At 68.5% G+C, this 13,667-nt stretch carries 12 protein-coding genes; all 12 read left to right on the top strand.

Annotated elements, in window-relative coordinates; genetic code table 11:
- Positions 1-14: 14 nt before the first annotated feature.
- The 12 genes from LRM18_RS11880 to LRM18_RS11825 all read left to right on the top strand — a co-directional run bounded on the left by LRM18_RS11880 (position 15) and on the right by LRM18_RS11825 (position 13,608).
- Positions 15-1,073 (top strand): pilus assembly protein PilM, encoded by a 1,059-nt coding sequence (locus LRM18_RS11880; protein WP_014038321.1) that lies wholly within the window; start codon positions 15-17, stop codon positions 1,071-1,073.
- Complete coding sequence (locus LRM18_RS11875) at positions 1,073-1,951, top strand: PilN domain-containing protein (RefSeq protein WP_053506172.1); 879 nt, start codon at positions 1,073-1,075, stop codon at positions 1,949-1,951. Before LRM18_RS11880 ends, LRM18_RS11875 begins: the two co-directional genes overlap by 1 nt.
- Positions 1,948-2,604: a type 4a pilus biogenesis protein PilO gene (pilO, locus tag LRM18_RS11870; RefSeq protein ID WP_005418916.1), complete on the top strand. Its 657-nt coding sequence runs from the start codon at positions 1,948-1,950 to the stop codon at positions 2,602-2,604. The genes LRM18_RS11875 and pilO overlap by 4 nt, the downstream gene beginning before the upstream one ends.
- Complete coding sequence (locus LRM18_RS11865) at positions 2,604-3,137, top strand: pilus assembly protein PilP (RefSeq protein ID WP_005418914.1); 534 nt, start codon at positions 2,604-2,606, stop codon at positions 3,135-3,137. Before pilO ends, LRM18_RS11865 begins: the two co-directional genes overlap by 1 nt.
- 21 nt (positions 3,138-3,158) lie before the next feature.
- The gene (locus LRM18_RS11860; RefSeq protein ID WP_154331122.1) at positions 3,159-5,129 is read left to right on the top strand and encodes a type IV pilus secretin PilQ family protein; all 1,971 of its coding nucleotides are present in this window, start codon (positions 3,159-3,161) and stop codon (positions 5,127-5,129) included.
- Between the two features lie 177 nt (positions 5,130-5,306).
- Positions 5,307-6,332, top strand: coding sequence for a MoxR family ATPase (locus tag LRM18_RS11855; protein ID WP_270954684.1), 1,026 nt, complete (start codon positions 5,307-5,309; stop codon positions 6,330-6,332).
- An 8-nt stretch (positions 6,333-6,340) separates the two neighbouring features.
- A complete protein-coding gene (locus LRM18_RS11850) occupies positions 6,341-7,270 on the top strand; it encodes a DUF58 domain-containing protein (RefSeq protein ID WP_270954682.1) in 930 nt (309 codons plus the stop codon).
- Positions 7,267-7,716, top strand: a complete 450-nt coding sequence (locus LRM18_RS11845; RefSeq protein WP_053506009.1) for a DUF4381 family protein — start codon at positions 7,267-7,269, stop codon at positions 7,714-7,716. Before LRM18_RS11850 ends, LRM18_RS11845 begins: the two co-directional genes overlap by 4 nt.
- Positions 7,713-8,717: a VWA domain-containing protein gene (locus LRM18_RS11840; protein ID WP_270954680.1), complete on the top strand. Its 1,005-nt coding sequence runs from the start codon at positions 7,713-7,715 to the stop codon at positions 8,715-8,717. The genes LRM18_RS11845 and LRM18_RS11840 overlap by 4 nt, the downstream gene beginning before the upstream one ends.
- Complete coding sequence (locus LRM18_RS11835; RefSeq protein WP_270954677.1) at positions 8,714-10,519, top strand: VWA domain-containing protein; 1,806 nt, start codon at positions 8,714-8,716, stop codon at positions 10,517-10,519. Before LRM18_RS11840 ends, LRM18_RS11835 begins: the two co-directional genes overlap by 4 nt.
- On the top strand, positions 10,516-12,231 hold the full coding sequence (locus LRM18_RS11830; protein ID WP_270954675.1) for a BatD family protein: 1,716 nt from the start codon (positions 10,516-10,518) through the stop codon (positions 12,229-12,231). The genes LRM18_RS11835 and LRM18_RS11830 overlap by 4 nt, the downstream gene beginning before the upstream one ends.
- 57 nt (positions 12,232-12,288) lie before the next feature.
- Positions 12,289-13,608 carry a dicarboxylate/amino acid:cation symporter gene (locus LRM18_RS11825; protein WP_064239101.1) on the top strand — a complete coding sequence of 440 codons (1,320 nt, stop codon included), beginning with the start codon at positions 12,289-12,291 and terminating at the stop codon, positions 13,606-13,608.
- Positions 13,609-13,667: the final 59 nt, after the last annotated feature.

The raw sequence follows: 13,667 nt of genomic DNA, 5'->3' as shown, positions 1-13,667 counted from the left end.
GCAGGGGAGAAACCGTGGGGCTCATCCCAAAAAGTCAGTCGCCGCTCGTAGGCGTCGACATCAGTTCGACTGCGGTAAAGCTTTTGCAGCTGTCCCGCAGCGGCAATCGTTTCCGCGTGGAACATTACGCTGTGGAACCTCTTCCGCCGAATGCGGTGGTGGAGAAGAACATCGTCGAAGTGGAGGCCGTGGGTGAGGCCATCCGCCGGGCGATGAACCGTTCAGGCAGCAAGGCCAAGCTGGCCGCTGCTGCCGTCGCGGGGTCGGCGGTGATCACCAAGGTGATCCCGATGCCGGCCGACCTCGACGAAAACGACATGGAAGCCCAGATCGAGCTGGAAGCGGTCAACTACATTCCCTATCCGATCGAGGAAGTGAACCTGGACTTCGAGGTGATCGGGTCGATCCCGAACAACCCGGAGATGGTCCAGGTGCTGCTGGCGGCCTCGCGTTCGGAGAATGTCGAGCTGCGCCAGTCCGCGCTGGAACTGGGCGGACTGCAGGCCAAGGTGATGGACGTGGAGGCCTTCGCGGTCGAGAACGCCTACGCCCTGGTCGCCAGCGAACTGCCGGTGTCCATCGACGGCGTGGTCGCGCTGGTCGACATCGGCGCCACCATGACCACCCTCAATGTCCTGCGCGGCGGCCGTAGCCTCTACAGCCGCGAGCAGGTGTTCGGTGGCAAGCAGCTGACCGACGAGATCATGCGCCGCTACGGGCTGAGCTACGAGGAAGCCGGGCTGGCCAAGCGCCAGGGCGGCCTGCCGGAAAGCTACGAGATGGAAGTGCTGGAGCCGTTCAAGGAAGCCACGGTCCAGCAGATCAGCCGCCTGCTGCAGTTCTTCTATGCAGGCAGCGAATTCAACCGCGTCGATCACATCGTGCTGGCCGGCGGCTGCGCCGTGCTCGGTGGCCTGCCGGAGATGGTCGAGGAACAGCTGGGCGTGCCGACCGTGGTCGCCAACCCGCTGGCGCAGATGACCCTGGGGCCGAAGGTGAACGCCCATGCGTTGGCCCAGGATGCCCCCGCGCTGATGATCGCGACCGGTCTGGCGCTGAGGAGCTTCGACTGATGGCACGCATCAATCTACTGCCCTGGCGCGCCGAGCGGCGCAAGCAACGCCAGCGCGAGTTCTACGCAATGCTGGGCATGGCCGCCGTCGGTGGCCTGCTGCTGTCGCTGATGATCTGGTTCTACTACGACCGTCAGGTGAGCGGCCAGATGGACCGCAATGCCTATCTGGAAGCCGAGATCGAGAAGGTCAAGGAACAGAACAAGGAGATCGACCGCCTCGACGCGCAGAAGGAACGCCTGCTGGCGCGCAAGAAGGTGATCGAGGAGCTGCAGGCCAAGCGCTCGCAGATGGTCCACCTGTTCGATGCGCTGGTGCGCACCATTCCCGATGGCGTGGTGCTGACCGCGCTGAAGCAGGAAGGGGACGTGCTGACACTGGAAGGCCGCACCCAGTCCAACGCCCGCGTTTCGGCCTACATGCGCAACCTGGAGACCTCCGGCTGGATGACCAATCCGGAGCTGTCGATCATCGAAGCGCGTGACCCGGAGAAGGACAAGGACGGCAAGGCCGGCCCGCTGGCCGACATCAAGGCGCTGCCCTACGTGTTCGTGGTCAAGGTGAAACTGCCGGCACAGAGCGAAGAGGTGTCGGCGACGCCGGGCCTGAACGCCGATGGCTCGGTGGCGACGGCGGCCCCGGCACCGGTGGCACCGCTGGCTGCAGGCCCGGATGCCGCAACGCCTGCGGCACCGGCGGCGGGACAGCCGGCAGCACCTGCTGCGCCCGCTGCACCGGCTGCCGCACCGTCGGCCGCTCCGGCCAAGCCGAACCCGCCGGCCGCTCCGGCCCCGGCACCTGCCCCGAAGCCTGAGGGCAGCCGCCTGGCGCAGCCGCCGCAGGCCTTCAATGCGCTGCTGCAGGGGGATCGCGCATGAGCCAGAAGATCGACATCAAAAACCTGGATTTCAACGACATCGGCAACTGGCCGCAGAAGGCCAAGATCGTCTTCTGCTCGTTGCTGGCGCTGGTCATCATGTTCGTGGCGTGGATGCTGCTGATCAGCGGCAAGCGTGAGGAGCTGGCCGGCCTGGAATCGAAGGAAGTCGAGCTGCGCACCGAATTCACCAAGCAGCAGGAGCGCGCGGTGAACCTGGGGCCGCTGAAGCAGCAGCTGGCGCAGATGGAGCAGGTCCTGCAGCAGATGCTGCGGCAGCTGCCGAGCAAGACCGAAATGCCCGACCTGATCATCGACATCTCGCAGACCGCGCTGTCCAGCGGCCTGACCAACGAGCTGTTCGAGCCGGAACAGGAGCAGATCAAGGAGTTCTACGCCGAGAAGCCGATCAAGCTGCGCATGGTGGGCAGTTACCACCAGTTCGGCGCGTTCGTCAGCGGCGTGGCCTCGCTGCCGCGGGTGGTGATCCTGACCATGCACGACATCAACCTCAAGCCCAAGGAAAAGACCGGCGGCAACGTCCGCAGCGGTGCACTGGAACTGTCCGGTACGGTCAAGACCTATCGCTACCTGGACGAAACCGAAGTGCAGGCGCAGCAGGCGGCCGACGCTGGCAAGGAGGGCAAGAAGTGATGCGCGCGCAGACCGTACGTGGTGCGATGGTGCTGGCCGTGCTGCTGCTGGCCGGTTGTGGCCGTGGCGTGACCAGCACGCCCGGCGATGCACCGAACCTTGAAAAGTGGGTGGAAGGCGAGCGTGCGCGACCGGCGCAACCGCTGGAGCCGCTGCCGGTGATGCAGCAGTTCGAGACCTTCGAATACTCCGCGCAGGGCATGCGCGATCCGTTCACCGATGCCTGGACCAATCCGCAGCAGGGGAATGGCGGATTGCGGCCGGACCCGAACCGACGCAAGGAGCCGCTGGAGGGCTTCCCGCTGGATGCGCTGGACATGGTCGGTACCATCGGTACCGGCGCAGGTACCGTGGCGCTGGTGATGGGGCCGGACAAGGTCACCTACCGGGTTCGCCCGGGCGGTTACCTGGGGCAGAGCGACGGGCGGGTCACGGCGGTCTTCGAAGACCGCGTGGAGCTGATCGAACTGGTGCCGGATGGCGCGGGTGGCTGGCTGGAACGGCCGGCAACGCTCTCGCTCGAAGATCAATGATCGTTTACTGGGGATAGCACGATGACCTTTCACCAAGCCAAGGGGCTGCGTCCCATCCGGCGCTCTACCTTGAACCGTGTCAGCGCGCTGGGAGTCGCGCTGATGCTGGCCTGCGCTCCGGCGCTGGCCGCCGCACCGGCGGAAAAGCCGGCCGGCACCACCGTGGCACCGGCCGCTGCGCCGGCCGGCCTGTCGGTGGCCAAGATCGATTTCAAGCGTGGCGATGATGGCGCCGGGCGCCTGATCGTGCAGTTCGACGGGCAGGGCGCGATCCCTGACCTGCGCACGCAGGGCAACAGCGTGGTGGTCGACGTCGGCAATGCCCGGCTGCCGGCCAACCTGCAGAAGCCGATGAACGTCACCGACTTCGCCACGCCGGTGCAGCGCATCGACGCCAAGCCGTCGGGCGCGGGCACCCAGCTGGTGCTGAGCACCGGCGGCGCGGTGGAGTCGCTGGCCTACCAGAGCGGCAACGAATACGTGGTCGAGATCAGCCCGCGCCAGGCCCAGGCCGCCGTGGGTGCGGTCACCGCCGGCAGCGTTACCCAGGCGGCCAAGGCCGTCGGCCAGCGCGGCTTCACCGGCAAGCCGGTGACCTTCAACTTCCAGGACGTGCCGGTGCGCACCGTGCTGCAGTTGATCGCCGAGGAGTCCAACCTGAACGTGGTGGCGTCCGACTCGGTGCAGGGCAACGTGACCCTGCGCCTGGTCAATGTGCCGTGGGACCAGGCGCTGGACATCGTCCTGCGCGCCAAGGGCCTGGACAAGCGTCGCGACGGCAGCGTGATCTGGGTGGCGCCGCAGGCCGAACTGGCCAAGTTCGAGCAGGAAAAGGAAGACGCGCGCATCGCCATCGAGAACCGTGAAGACCTGCAGACCGACTACATCCAGATCAACTACCACAGCGCCACGCAGATCTTCAAAGCGCTGACCGAGGCCAAGGGCATCGGTGGCAACGGCGGAGGTGGCAGTGGCGGTGGTGCGGGCAGCACGTCGCAGGAAGACAGTGGCTTCCTGTCCTCGCGTGGTCGCATCGTGGCCGACGAGCGCACCAACACGCTGATGATCAGCGACATCCCGAAGAAGATCGCGCGCATGCGCGAGCTGATCAACGTGATCGACCGCCCGGTTGACCAGGTGCTGATCGAAAGCCGCATCGTCATCGCGACCGACACCTTCGCCCGCGAGCTGGGCGCCAAGTTCGGTGTCAGCGGCAGCCGGGACAACGTGTACTTCAGTGGTGATCTGGACTCCAACCTGAAGACGCGCAACTCGCAGGTGGAAACCGCGGCAGCCAATGCCAAGGCCTACCGCGATTGGCAGGCTGGTGGCAGCGTGGGGCCGGCGCCGGTACCGTCTGCTCCGACCATCACCCGTGGCCTGAACTGGAACCTGCCGGTGGCGGCCGCCAGCAACCCGGGTTCGCTGGCGCTGTCCATCCTCAATGCCGGTTACCTGCTGGACGTGGAGCTGTCGGCCATGCAGCAGGAGTCGCGAGGCGAGGTGATCTCCAATCCGCGCGTGGTCACCACCAACCAGCGCGAAGCGATGATCAAGCAGGGCAAGGAAATCGGCTACGTCACCATCAGTGGCGGTACCGCAGGCGGCGTGGCAACGCCGAACGTGCAGTTCAAGGAAGTGGTGCTGGAGCTGAAGGTCACCCCGACCATCACCAACGACAACCGCGTGTTCCTCAACATGCAGGTGAAGAAGGACGAAGTCGACCAGCTGATCCAGCTGGAAGGCTACGGCACCGTGCCGTCGATCAACCGCCGCGAAGTCAACACCGCGGTGCTGGTCGAGGATGGGCAGACCGTGGTGATCGGTGGCGTCTACGAGTTCACCGATCGCAACAGCATCAGCAAGGTGCCGTTCCTGGGCGATGTGCCGTTCCTGGGCAACCTGTTCAAGAAGCGCGGCCGCAACAAGGACAAGGCCGAGCTGCTGGTGTTCGTCACCCCGAAGGTGCTGCGCGTGGCCAAGCAGAACTGAGCCGACGCACCGACGTGTTCGAAGAAGGGCCGCCTCGAGCGGCCCTTCTTCGTTTCCGCCAGTAGTTCCACGCCGTGCGTGGCATGGATGGCTGTTCAGCCGTTCTTGATGCCAATCGCAAGGCACCCTGCGATGATGTCGGGAACCCGTGCCGTCCTGCGCCGGTCAAAGGCCCCCATGAACCTGCCACCGCCGATGCCCGAAACCGTCCTGCCGCCGCCCGCGCCGGCCATCTCCCGCCTGCATGCGGTATTCACCCGGTTGCGCGATGCGCTGTCGGCCGAGATCGTCGGCCAAGCGGCATTGGTGGAACGCCTGCTGATTGCGCTGCTGGCCGACGGCCACCTGCTGGTGGAGGGCGCGCCCGGCCTGGCCAAGACCACGGCGATCCGTGCGCTGGCCTCGCGCCTGGACGCGGATTTCGCCCGCGTGCAGTTCACGCCCGACCTGCTGCCGGCCGACCTCACCGGCACCGAGATCTGGCGCCCGCAGGAAGGCCGTTTCGAGTTCGTGCCCGGCCCGATCTTCCACCCGATCCTGCTGGCCGATGAAATCAACCGCGCGCCAGCCAAGGTGCAGTCGGCGCTGCTGGAAGCCATGGGCGAGCGCCAGGTCACCGTCGGTCGCCACACCTATGCGCTGCCGCCCCTGTTCCTGGTGATGGCCACGCAGAACCCGATCGAGCAGGAAGGCACCTTCCCGTTGCCGGAGGCGCAGCTGGATCGCTTCCTGATGCACGTGCGCATCGGCTACCCGGACCAGGCGGCCGAATCGGAAATCCTGCGGCTGGCCCGAGAGCGTGCGCGTGGCGCATTGGGCGAGGCCGCGCCGGCGCCGGACAAGATGCCGATGCAGGACGTATTCGATGCCCGCCGTGAAGTGCTGGACCTGCACATGGCGCCGGCGCTGGAGCGTTACCTGGTCGAACTGGTGCTGGCCTCGCGCGATCCGTCGCGCTACGACGCCGGCCTGGGCCGCCGCATCGCCTGGGGCGCAAGCCCGCGCGGTTCCATCGCGCTGGAGCGCTGTGCCCGTGCACGTGCCTGGCTGGCCGGTCGCGACTTCGTCACCCCCGATGATGTGCGTGCGGTCGCGGCCGACGTGCTGCGCCATCGCGTGCTGCCCAGCTATGAAGCCACCGCCGAAGGCTGGGACGGCGAGCGCCTGGTGCAGGAGCTGCTGGCCCGGGTGCCGGCACCCTGAGCCTGCGCATGACCGATCGATCCCCGGAACAGGTGCCGTCGTCCGTCGAAGGTGACGGCCTGCGCCCGCAGCTGGCCGAGCTGGTCGCACTGCGGCGCCTGGCCCAGCGCCCGCCACCGCCGCGCCGCGGCCGCACCGGCAACGCCGGCCAGGCGCCATCGCCGCTGCGCGGACGTGGCATGGAATACGCCGAGTCGCGCGAGTACGTGGCCGGTGACGACGCGCGTCACATCGACTGGCGGGTGACCGCGCGTACTGGCCGCGCCCACACCAAGCTGTTCCAGGCCGAGCGCGAGCGGGTCAGCCTGATCGTGGCCGACACCTCGCCTGCGCTGTACTTCGGTACCCGCGTGCGTTTCAAATCGGTACAGGCCGCCCGCGCCGGTGCCGTCGCGGCGTGGTCGGCGCAGCGCCGTGGCGACCGCGTGGGGGCGCTGCGCGGCAGCGATCGCGAAGCGCCGATCGCCCCCGCAGGCGGGCCACGCGGCGTGCTGCGCGTGCTCGATGCGCTGAGCCGCTGGTATGCACAGCCGCCGTCGGACGATCTGGGCCTGGAGCGCGCGCTGGACCATGCCGCCCGCGTGCTGCGCCCGGGGGCCCGCATGTTGGTGCTGGCCGACCCGCAGCAGGCCATCCGCATTGCGCCGGCGCGCTGGAGCGCGCTGGCCCAGCATCACGATCTCAGCCTGGTGCTGCTGGTCGATCCGTTGGAACTGCAACCGCCCTCGGCGGTGCTGCAGTTCCAGACCGCACAGCAGCGCGTCGGCCTCGATCTGCGTCGCAGCGAGGTGCAGGCGCACTGGCAGGCGCATTTCGTTGAGCCGCTGCAGGAACTGCGCCGCCAGCTCGGCGCGCGCCGGGTCGACGTGCAGGTGCTGTCCACCGATGCGCCCAGCGACGCTTGGCTTGCGCCGTCACCGACCGAGGTACCGGCATGAGTGCCAGCCTGCCGCTGCGTGATGTGCAGCTGCCACCGGCGCCTTCCTGGTGGCCGCCCGCCCCCGGTTACCTGATGATCGGCGCGGCGGTCGTGCTGGTGCTGCTGGTGATCGCCGTGCTGGTGTGGCGGCGTCGCCGCCGTCGCCAGCGCTGGCTGCAGCTGTTCGACCAGGAACTGGCCACCGCCCCGGATGCCACCGCCGAACTGGCGGCGATCGCAGGACTGCTGCGCCGTGCCGCCCGCCATGCTCGGCCGGGCAGCGAATCGCTGCGCGATGACGCCTGGTGGCAACGCCTGGATCCGCAGCGCACGTTGCCTGAAGACCGCCGCAGCCTGTTGGCTGAAGGCGCTTATCGTCCGCGGGTCGACAGCAACGACGTGGCGGCCGTACGCAGCTGGGCGCGCGAGCGCTATCTGGCGATGCTGCTGGAGCGCCGCCGATGAACCTGTGGGTGAGCTACTGGCCATGGCCGGACCTGCAGCTGGCGTGGCCGCTGGCGCTGTTGGCGCTGCCGTTGCCGCTGCTGATGCGCGGGTGGAAGCGCCGTGCAGCGCCGGGCGCCGCACTGCGCGTGCCCTATGCCGCCGCCGAACTGGAAGCGCTGTCCGGTGGTGGTCGCGTCGACGTGTCGTGGCTGCGCACGCTGCTGCTGTGGCTGGGCTGGTGCGCTCTGTGCATCGCGCTGGCACGACCGCAACAGCTCGGCGAAGCCATCACGCCCCCGCAGCAGGGGCGACAGATGATGCTGGCGATGGACGTGTCCGGCAGCATGGGCGAGGGCGACATGGTGCTGGGCGGGCAGGCGGTCGACCGTCTCACCGCCGCCAAGGCCGTGCTTGCCGACTTCCTTGATCGTCGCGCGGGTGACCGCGTCGGCCTGCTGATCTTCGGCGACCGCGCGTACACGCTCACGCCGCTTACTGCCGACCTGGCCAGCGTGCGTGACCAGCTGCGCGACAGCGTGGTCGGCCTGGCCGGGCGCGAGACGGCCATCGGCGATGCCATCGGCCTTGCGGTCAAGCGCCTGCGCAGCCAGCCGGAGGGGCAGCGCGTGCTGATCCTGTTGACCGATGGTGTCAGCAATGCCGGTGTGCTGGAGCCGCTGCGCGCGGCGGAAGTCGCGCGCGCCGAGGGCGTGCGCATCCACACGGTCGCGTTTGGCGGCGATGGCAGCATGCGTCTGTTCGGCATTCCCATTTCCACCGACCAGGATCCGGTCGACGAGGCCACCCTGAAGAAGATCGCCAGCATGACCGGCGGTCAGTTCTTCCGCGCGCGTGATACCGCACAGCTGGCCGGGATCTACGCCGAGCTTGATCGCCTGGAGCCGGTCGCCGCGAAGGGGCCGAGCCTGCGCCCGCGCGAAGAACGCTATGCCTGGCCGTTGGGGCTGGCGTTGCTGCTGGGCGCACTGGCCTGGCTGTGGCCGGAGCGTCGCCGATGATCGCGTTTGCGTCGAATCTCCCCGACTGGAACGTGCTGCACTTCCTGCGGCCCGAGTGGCTGTGGGCGCTGCTGGCGCTGCCGCTGATCCTCGCGCTCGCGTTGTACCGACAGCGACGCAGTGATGCGTGGCGGCAGGCCGTGGACGCACACCTGTTGCCACATCTGCTGGCCGCGGGTGCGAAGCGTCGAGCGCGCCTGCCCTGGGCGTTGCTGCTGGGCTGGACACTGGCATCGCTGGCCATGGCCGGGCCGAGCTGGCGGCAGCAGGCGCAGCCGATGTTCCAGGCCAGTGCGCCGCTGCTGGTGGTGCTGGACCTGTCCAGCCGGATCACGGCAACCGATCTTCCGCCGTCGCGCCTGCTGCAGGCGCGGGCGAAACTGGGCGAGCTGCTGCGCGCGCGCCAGGGCGGACAGGTGGGGCTGGTGGTGTACGCCGATGATGCCTACACCGTGGCCCCGCTCACCGACGATGGCAGCAACGTCGCGCTGTATCTGGATGCGTTGTCACCGGACGTGATGCCACGCGATGGCCAGCGTGCCGACCGTGGCATCGACTGGGCAACACGGTTGATGCGGCAGATCGGCGCGTTGCAGGGGCAGATCCTGCTGGTCAGCGATCAGGCGGATGGTGAAGCGGCACTGGCCGCGGCGCAGGCGCGCAGCCTGGGGTTGCAGGTGTCGGTGCTGGGCCTGGGCACGCCGGCTGGCGCGGCCTACCGCGATGGCAGCGGGCAGATTCGCCAGGCCGCCCTGGACGAGGGCAGCCTGCGCGCAGTGGCCACTGCCGGTGGTGGCCGCTATGCACGCATCGCCGCCGATGACAGCGACCTGCGCGCGCTCGGCGTGCTTGACGCGCGCGAGGGCACGGCGGCGCAGCGGCCGGGCGAAGGCAAGCAGTGGCTTGACGAGGGCTTCTGGCTGCTGCCGCCGGTGATGCTGCTGGCATTGCTGGCCTTCCGTCGTCGCGCGGTGCTGGCCGCGGTGCTCGCGGTCGGCCTGCTGCCGTGGATGAACGGCGCGCAGGCGCAGGCCCCTGCGACGCCTGTCTCGCAGCCGGCGCAGGGCACGCTGTGGAAGCGCAGCGACCAGATGCAGCATCAGCGCCTGGCCGAGGGGGTTCAGGCGTACCGCAAGGGCGACTTCGCCACGGCACGCAGGCAGTTCGAAGGCATCGACAGCGATGCCGGTTGGTACAACCTGGCCAACACGCTGGCACGCGAAGGCAACTACGACGAAGCGATCGCCGCCTACGACCGCGCACTGGCGCTGCATCCGGGCATGGCCGATGCAGTGGCCAACCGCGCCGTGGTCGATGCTGCACGCAAGCGCAGGCAATCCGGTGGCGGCCAGGGCCAGGATCAGCAGACGCCGACGCAGAAACAACAGGACCGTTCCCAGGGCAAGCAGAATCCGCAGGGACAGCAGCCGCAGCAGGGGCAGAAGGACCCGGGGCAGGGCCAGCCCGGGCAGGAGTCCGACAAGGCGCAGTCGAGCCCGCAGCCCGGCCAGCGGAGCCGCGAGGGCCAGCAGGCACCGCCGCAGGTGGAAGATGCCAGGGCACAGGCGCAGGCCGATGAACAGCAGCGCCAGCGCATGCAGCAGGCGATGCAGCAGGCACGCGAGGGTGAGGTCGGCAAGGACGGCAAACCGGTACCGGGCAGTGAGGGCCGCACGCCACGCCAGCGCGAGGAGCAACAGGCGGTGGAAGCGTGGATGCGGCGCGTGCCGGATGACCCGGGCGCCCTGCTGCGGGCCAAGTTCCAGCTGGAAAACGAACGCAGGAAGAGGGAAGGGCGATGACGCGGTCGACGAACATGCACCGGCGCTGGCCGAGTTCGCTGTTGGCGGTGCTGCTGCTGTGGCTGCCGCTGCTGGCGTGGGCGCAGCCGCGTGCCTGGCTCGACCGCGACCGTATCGCGATGGGTGACACGGTCACCCTCAATGTCGAGAGCGACCAGGGGACGCCTGACTTCACTCCGTTGCGCACCGACTTCGACCTGAGCGGGCAGACCAGCAGCCGCCAGGTGGAGTGGAGCAATGGCAGCATGCAGCAGCGCAACCTGTATGGCGTGGCACTGACGCCACGGCGCAGCGGTGCGCTGGTGGTGCCGGGCCTGCAGGTGGGAAGCACGCGGACTGCGCCCTTGACCCTGCAGGTGGATGCGGCTGCCGTAGCCGGTCCGGACAGCAATGCGATGGCCTTCATCGAAACCGTGGTCGACGACCCGACGCCGTACGTGCAGCAGAGCGTGGGTGTCGTGGTACGGCTGTATTTCGCCTCGCAGCTGGCCTCCGGCGAGCTGGTGCTGGACACCCCGGCGGGCGCGTCATTGCAGCGCGTGGGCGATGACCGCACCGATGTGCGCCAGGTCAATGGCCGCCGCTACAACGTGGTCGAACGGCGTTTCCTGCTGATCCCCGAGCGCAGTGGCGCCTTGCGGCTGGCCGGTGCGCGCTTCAGTGGGCGCAGCGCCGGTGGCTTCTTCGATGATTTCTTCGGCGGCGGCGACGGGCGCATGAATGCTACCGGCGCCGACCGCACCTTGCAGGTGCAGGCCCAGCCGGCACAGGCGCCGCAGCCGTGGCTGCCCCTGCAGAGCCTGCAGCTGCGCTACACCAGTGCGCCGACCCAGGCCCGCACCGGCGAAGCGGCCAACGTGGTCGTCGAGGCGGTGGCCGAAGGCGCGACCCGTGCACAGTTCACCGACCTGCCGGTGCCCGATGTCGGCAACGCCGCGCAGGTGTTCGCCGAACCCGCGCAGTACGAAGAGACCTTCAACGGCAGTACGCCGCGGCTGAAGATCACCCTCCGCTATTCGATCGTGCCGCGCCAGCCGGGATCGCTGGTAGTACCGGGGCCGCGCCTGCCGTGGTGGGATGTGCGCGCGGGGAAGGCACAGGAAGCGACGTTGCCGGACCTGACGCTGGCCGTTGCGGCCGGCAATGGCGGTGGCAGCGCTTCACCTGCACCGCTGCCGCCGATCGACACCGATGCCGCGCTGCCCGGTAGCGATGGACAGGACGCGCGTATCGCGGCAACCGATCCACGTGCCAGTGGCCTGACCGAGCGCCCGTGGCCATGGATGGCGGCGGCCATCGGCCTGGCGCTGCTGTGGCTGCTGACCCTGTTGTGGGGCTGGCAGCGAGGTCGCCGCCCGCGTTCCGCAGCACCGGCAGCCGGTACGCCCGCTGCGCCGGCCGTGGCGACCGGACGTGCCGGCGTGGCCGAACTGCGCCGCGCGCTGGATGGCGAAGATTTCCACGAGGTGGAAGCACGGCTGTGTGCAATGGCCGGGGTCGAGCGCATTGAACAGGTCATCGCGCGGCTGGATGACCCGGTGCAACGCCAAGTGCTGCAGGATCTGCAGCAGGCGCGCTGGGGCGGGCAGGGCGATCCGGGTGCGCTGCGGGCCCGCCTGCGCGGCGCCTTCCGTGACGGACCGCACTGGTCGGCGGCGGCGGGTGCCGCCGACACTGGCCTGGCGCCGCTGTATCCGCCGCGGCGAACCTGAACCGGCGCCGCTTGCGCGCTTTGTTAGAGTGCATTCATTTTTCGAGGAAACCCGCGTATGACAGCAGCTGCTGCCGACAAGAAGAAGTTGCCCCTGCATTGGAAGATGGGCATCGGCTTTGCGATCGGCCTGGTCCTGGGACTGACCGTGCATGCCCTGGGCGGCAGCGTCGGGGGTCTGCAGGCCGGTGCCAAGTGGGTCATGGACTACGTCACCACCCCGGCGTCGGGCCTGTTCCTCAACCTGATCTTCATGCTGATCGTGCCGCTGATCTTCTCGGCGCTGATCATGGGCGTGTCGGAGATGGGCGACATCCGCGCCCTTGGCCGCATCGGCTGGAAGACCCTGGCCTACACCGTGCTGCTGTCGGGCATCGCAGTCGGCATCGGCCTGGTGCTGGTCAACGTGCTCAAGCCGGGCGCGGGCGTGGATCCGCAGACCGCAGCACTGATGCTGTCGGAGAACGCCGAGCGCAGCAAGGAAATCGTCGCCGGCATCCATGGCACGCCGAAGGGCATGGACATGCTGCTGTCGATCGTGCCGAGCAACGTGCTGCAGGCCGCTTCGGACAACGGCGCGATCCTGTCGCTGATGTTCTTCGCGCTGATGTTCGGCATCGGCATGGTGCTGACCGATGATGAGAAGGTCGCCCCGCTGCGCCGCGCCATCGAAGGCGTGTTCGAGATTTCGATGACCCTGATCAACCTGGTCATCCGCCTGGCCCCGTACGCCGTGGCCTGCTTCATGTTCAACCTGGCCGCGCTGTTCGGCTTCGAGCTGATCATCCGCCTGGGTGCGTATGTGGGCGTGGTGGTGCTGGCGCTGGGCCTGCACATGATCGTGACCTACGGTACTGCGGTGTGGCTGTCGGGCCGCTCGCCGCTGTCGTTCTTCCGCGATACCCAAGAAGCGACGGTGATGGCGTTCTCCACCGCCTCCAGCAATGCCACCCTGCCCACCGCACTTCGCGTGGCCGACCAGATGGGCCTGCCGCAGCGCGTATCGCGCTTCGTGCTGACCGTGGGCGCCACCGCCAACCAGAACGGCACCGCACTGTTCGAGGGCGTGACGGTGATCTTCCTGGCCCAGTTCTTCGGCGTGGACCTGAGCATCGGCCAGCAGTTCATGGTGATGGCGGTCTGCATCCTCGGCGGCATCGGCACCGCCGGCGTTCCGTCGGGTTCGCTGCCGGTGGTGGCGATGATCTGCGCGATGGTCGGCGTGAACCCGCTGGGCATCGGCCTGATCCTGGGCGTGAATCACTTCCTGGACATGTGCCGTACCGCGCTGAACGTGACCGGCGACCTGGCCCTGACCACGCTGGTGGCCAAGGGCGAGTCCCACGATGGCCCGGCCCTGGCGCCGCACCAGGACTGAGTCCAACGCCCCGCCCCCGGACTCCGGGGGCGGGTAGTGCCGGCCGCTGGCCGGGTACG

It is taken from the genome of Stenotrophomonas sp. PI_27 (assembly GCF_027854495.1).
Lineage (GTDB): Bacteria > Pseudomonadota > Gammaproteobacteria > Xanthomonadales > Xanthomonadaceae > Stenotrophomonas > Stenotrophomonas pavanii.
Note: the sequence above shows the minus strand (reverse complement) of the source record. Positions and strands in the feature narration are given on the sequence as shown.

What these genes read in the sequence shown, in the direction of transcription:
- LRM18_RS11875 (WP_053506172.1), top strand. Translation starts at nt 1,073, where the DNA reads ATGGCACGCATCAATCTACTGCCCTGGCGCGCCGAGCGGCGCAAGCAA.
- pilO (WP_005418916.1), top strand. Translation starts at nt 1,948, where the DNA reads ATGAGCCAGAAGATCGACATCAAAAACCTGGATTTCAACGACATCGGC.
- LRM18_RS11865 (WP_005418914.1), top strand. Translation starts at nt 2,604, where the DNA reads ATGCGCGCGCAGACCGTACGTGGTGCGATGGTGCTGGCCGTGCTGCTG.
- LRM18_RS11860 (WP_154331122.1), top strand. Translation starts at nt 3,159, where the DNA reads ATGACCTTTCACCAAGCCAAGGGGCTGCGTCCCATCCGGCGCTCTACC.
- LRM18_RS11855 (WP_270954684.1), top strand. Translation starts at nt 5,307, where the DNA reads ATGAACCTGCCACCGCCGATGCCCGAAACCGTCCTGCCGCCGCCCGCG.
- LRM18_RS11850 (WP_270954682.1), top strand. Translation starts at nt 6,341, where the DNA reads ATGACCGATCGATCCCCGGAACAGGTGCCGTCGTCCGTCGAAGGTGAC.
- LRM18_RS11845 (WP_053506009.1), top strand. Translation starts at nt 7,267, where the DNA reads ATGAGTGCCAGCCTGCCGCTGCGTGATGTGCAGCTGCCACCGGCGCCT.
- LRM18_RS11840 (WP_270954680.1), top strand. Translation starts at nt 7,713, where the DNA reads ATGAACCTGTGGGTGAGCTACTGGCCATGGCCGGACCTGCAGCTGGCG.
- LRM18_RS11835 (WP_270954677.1), top strand. Translation starts at nt 8,714, where the DNA reads ATGATCGCGTTTGCGTCGAATCTCCCCGACTGGAACGTGCTGCACTTC.
- LRM18_RS11830 (WP_270954675.1), top strand. Translation starts at nt 10,516, where the DNA reads ATGACGCGGTCGACGAACATGCACCGGCGCTGGCCGAGTTCGCTGTTG.
- LRM18_RS11825 (WP_064239101.1), top strand. Translation starts at nt 12,289, where the DNA reads ATGACAGCAGCTGCTGCCGACAAGAAGAAGTTGCCCCTGCATTGGAAG.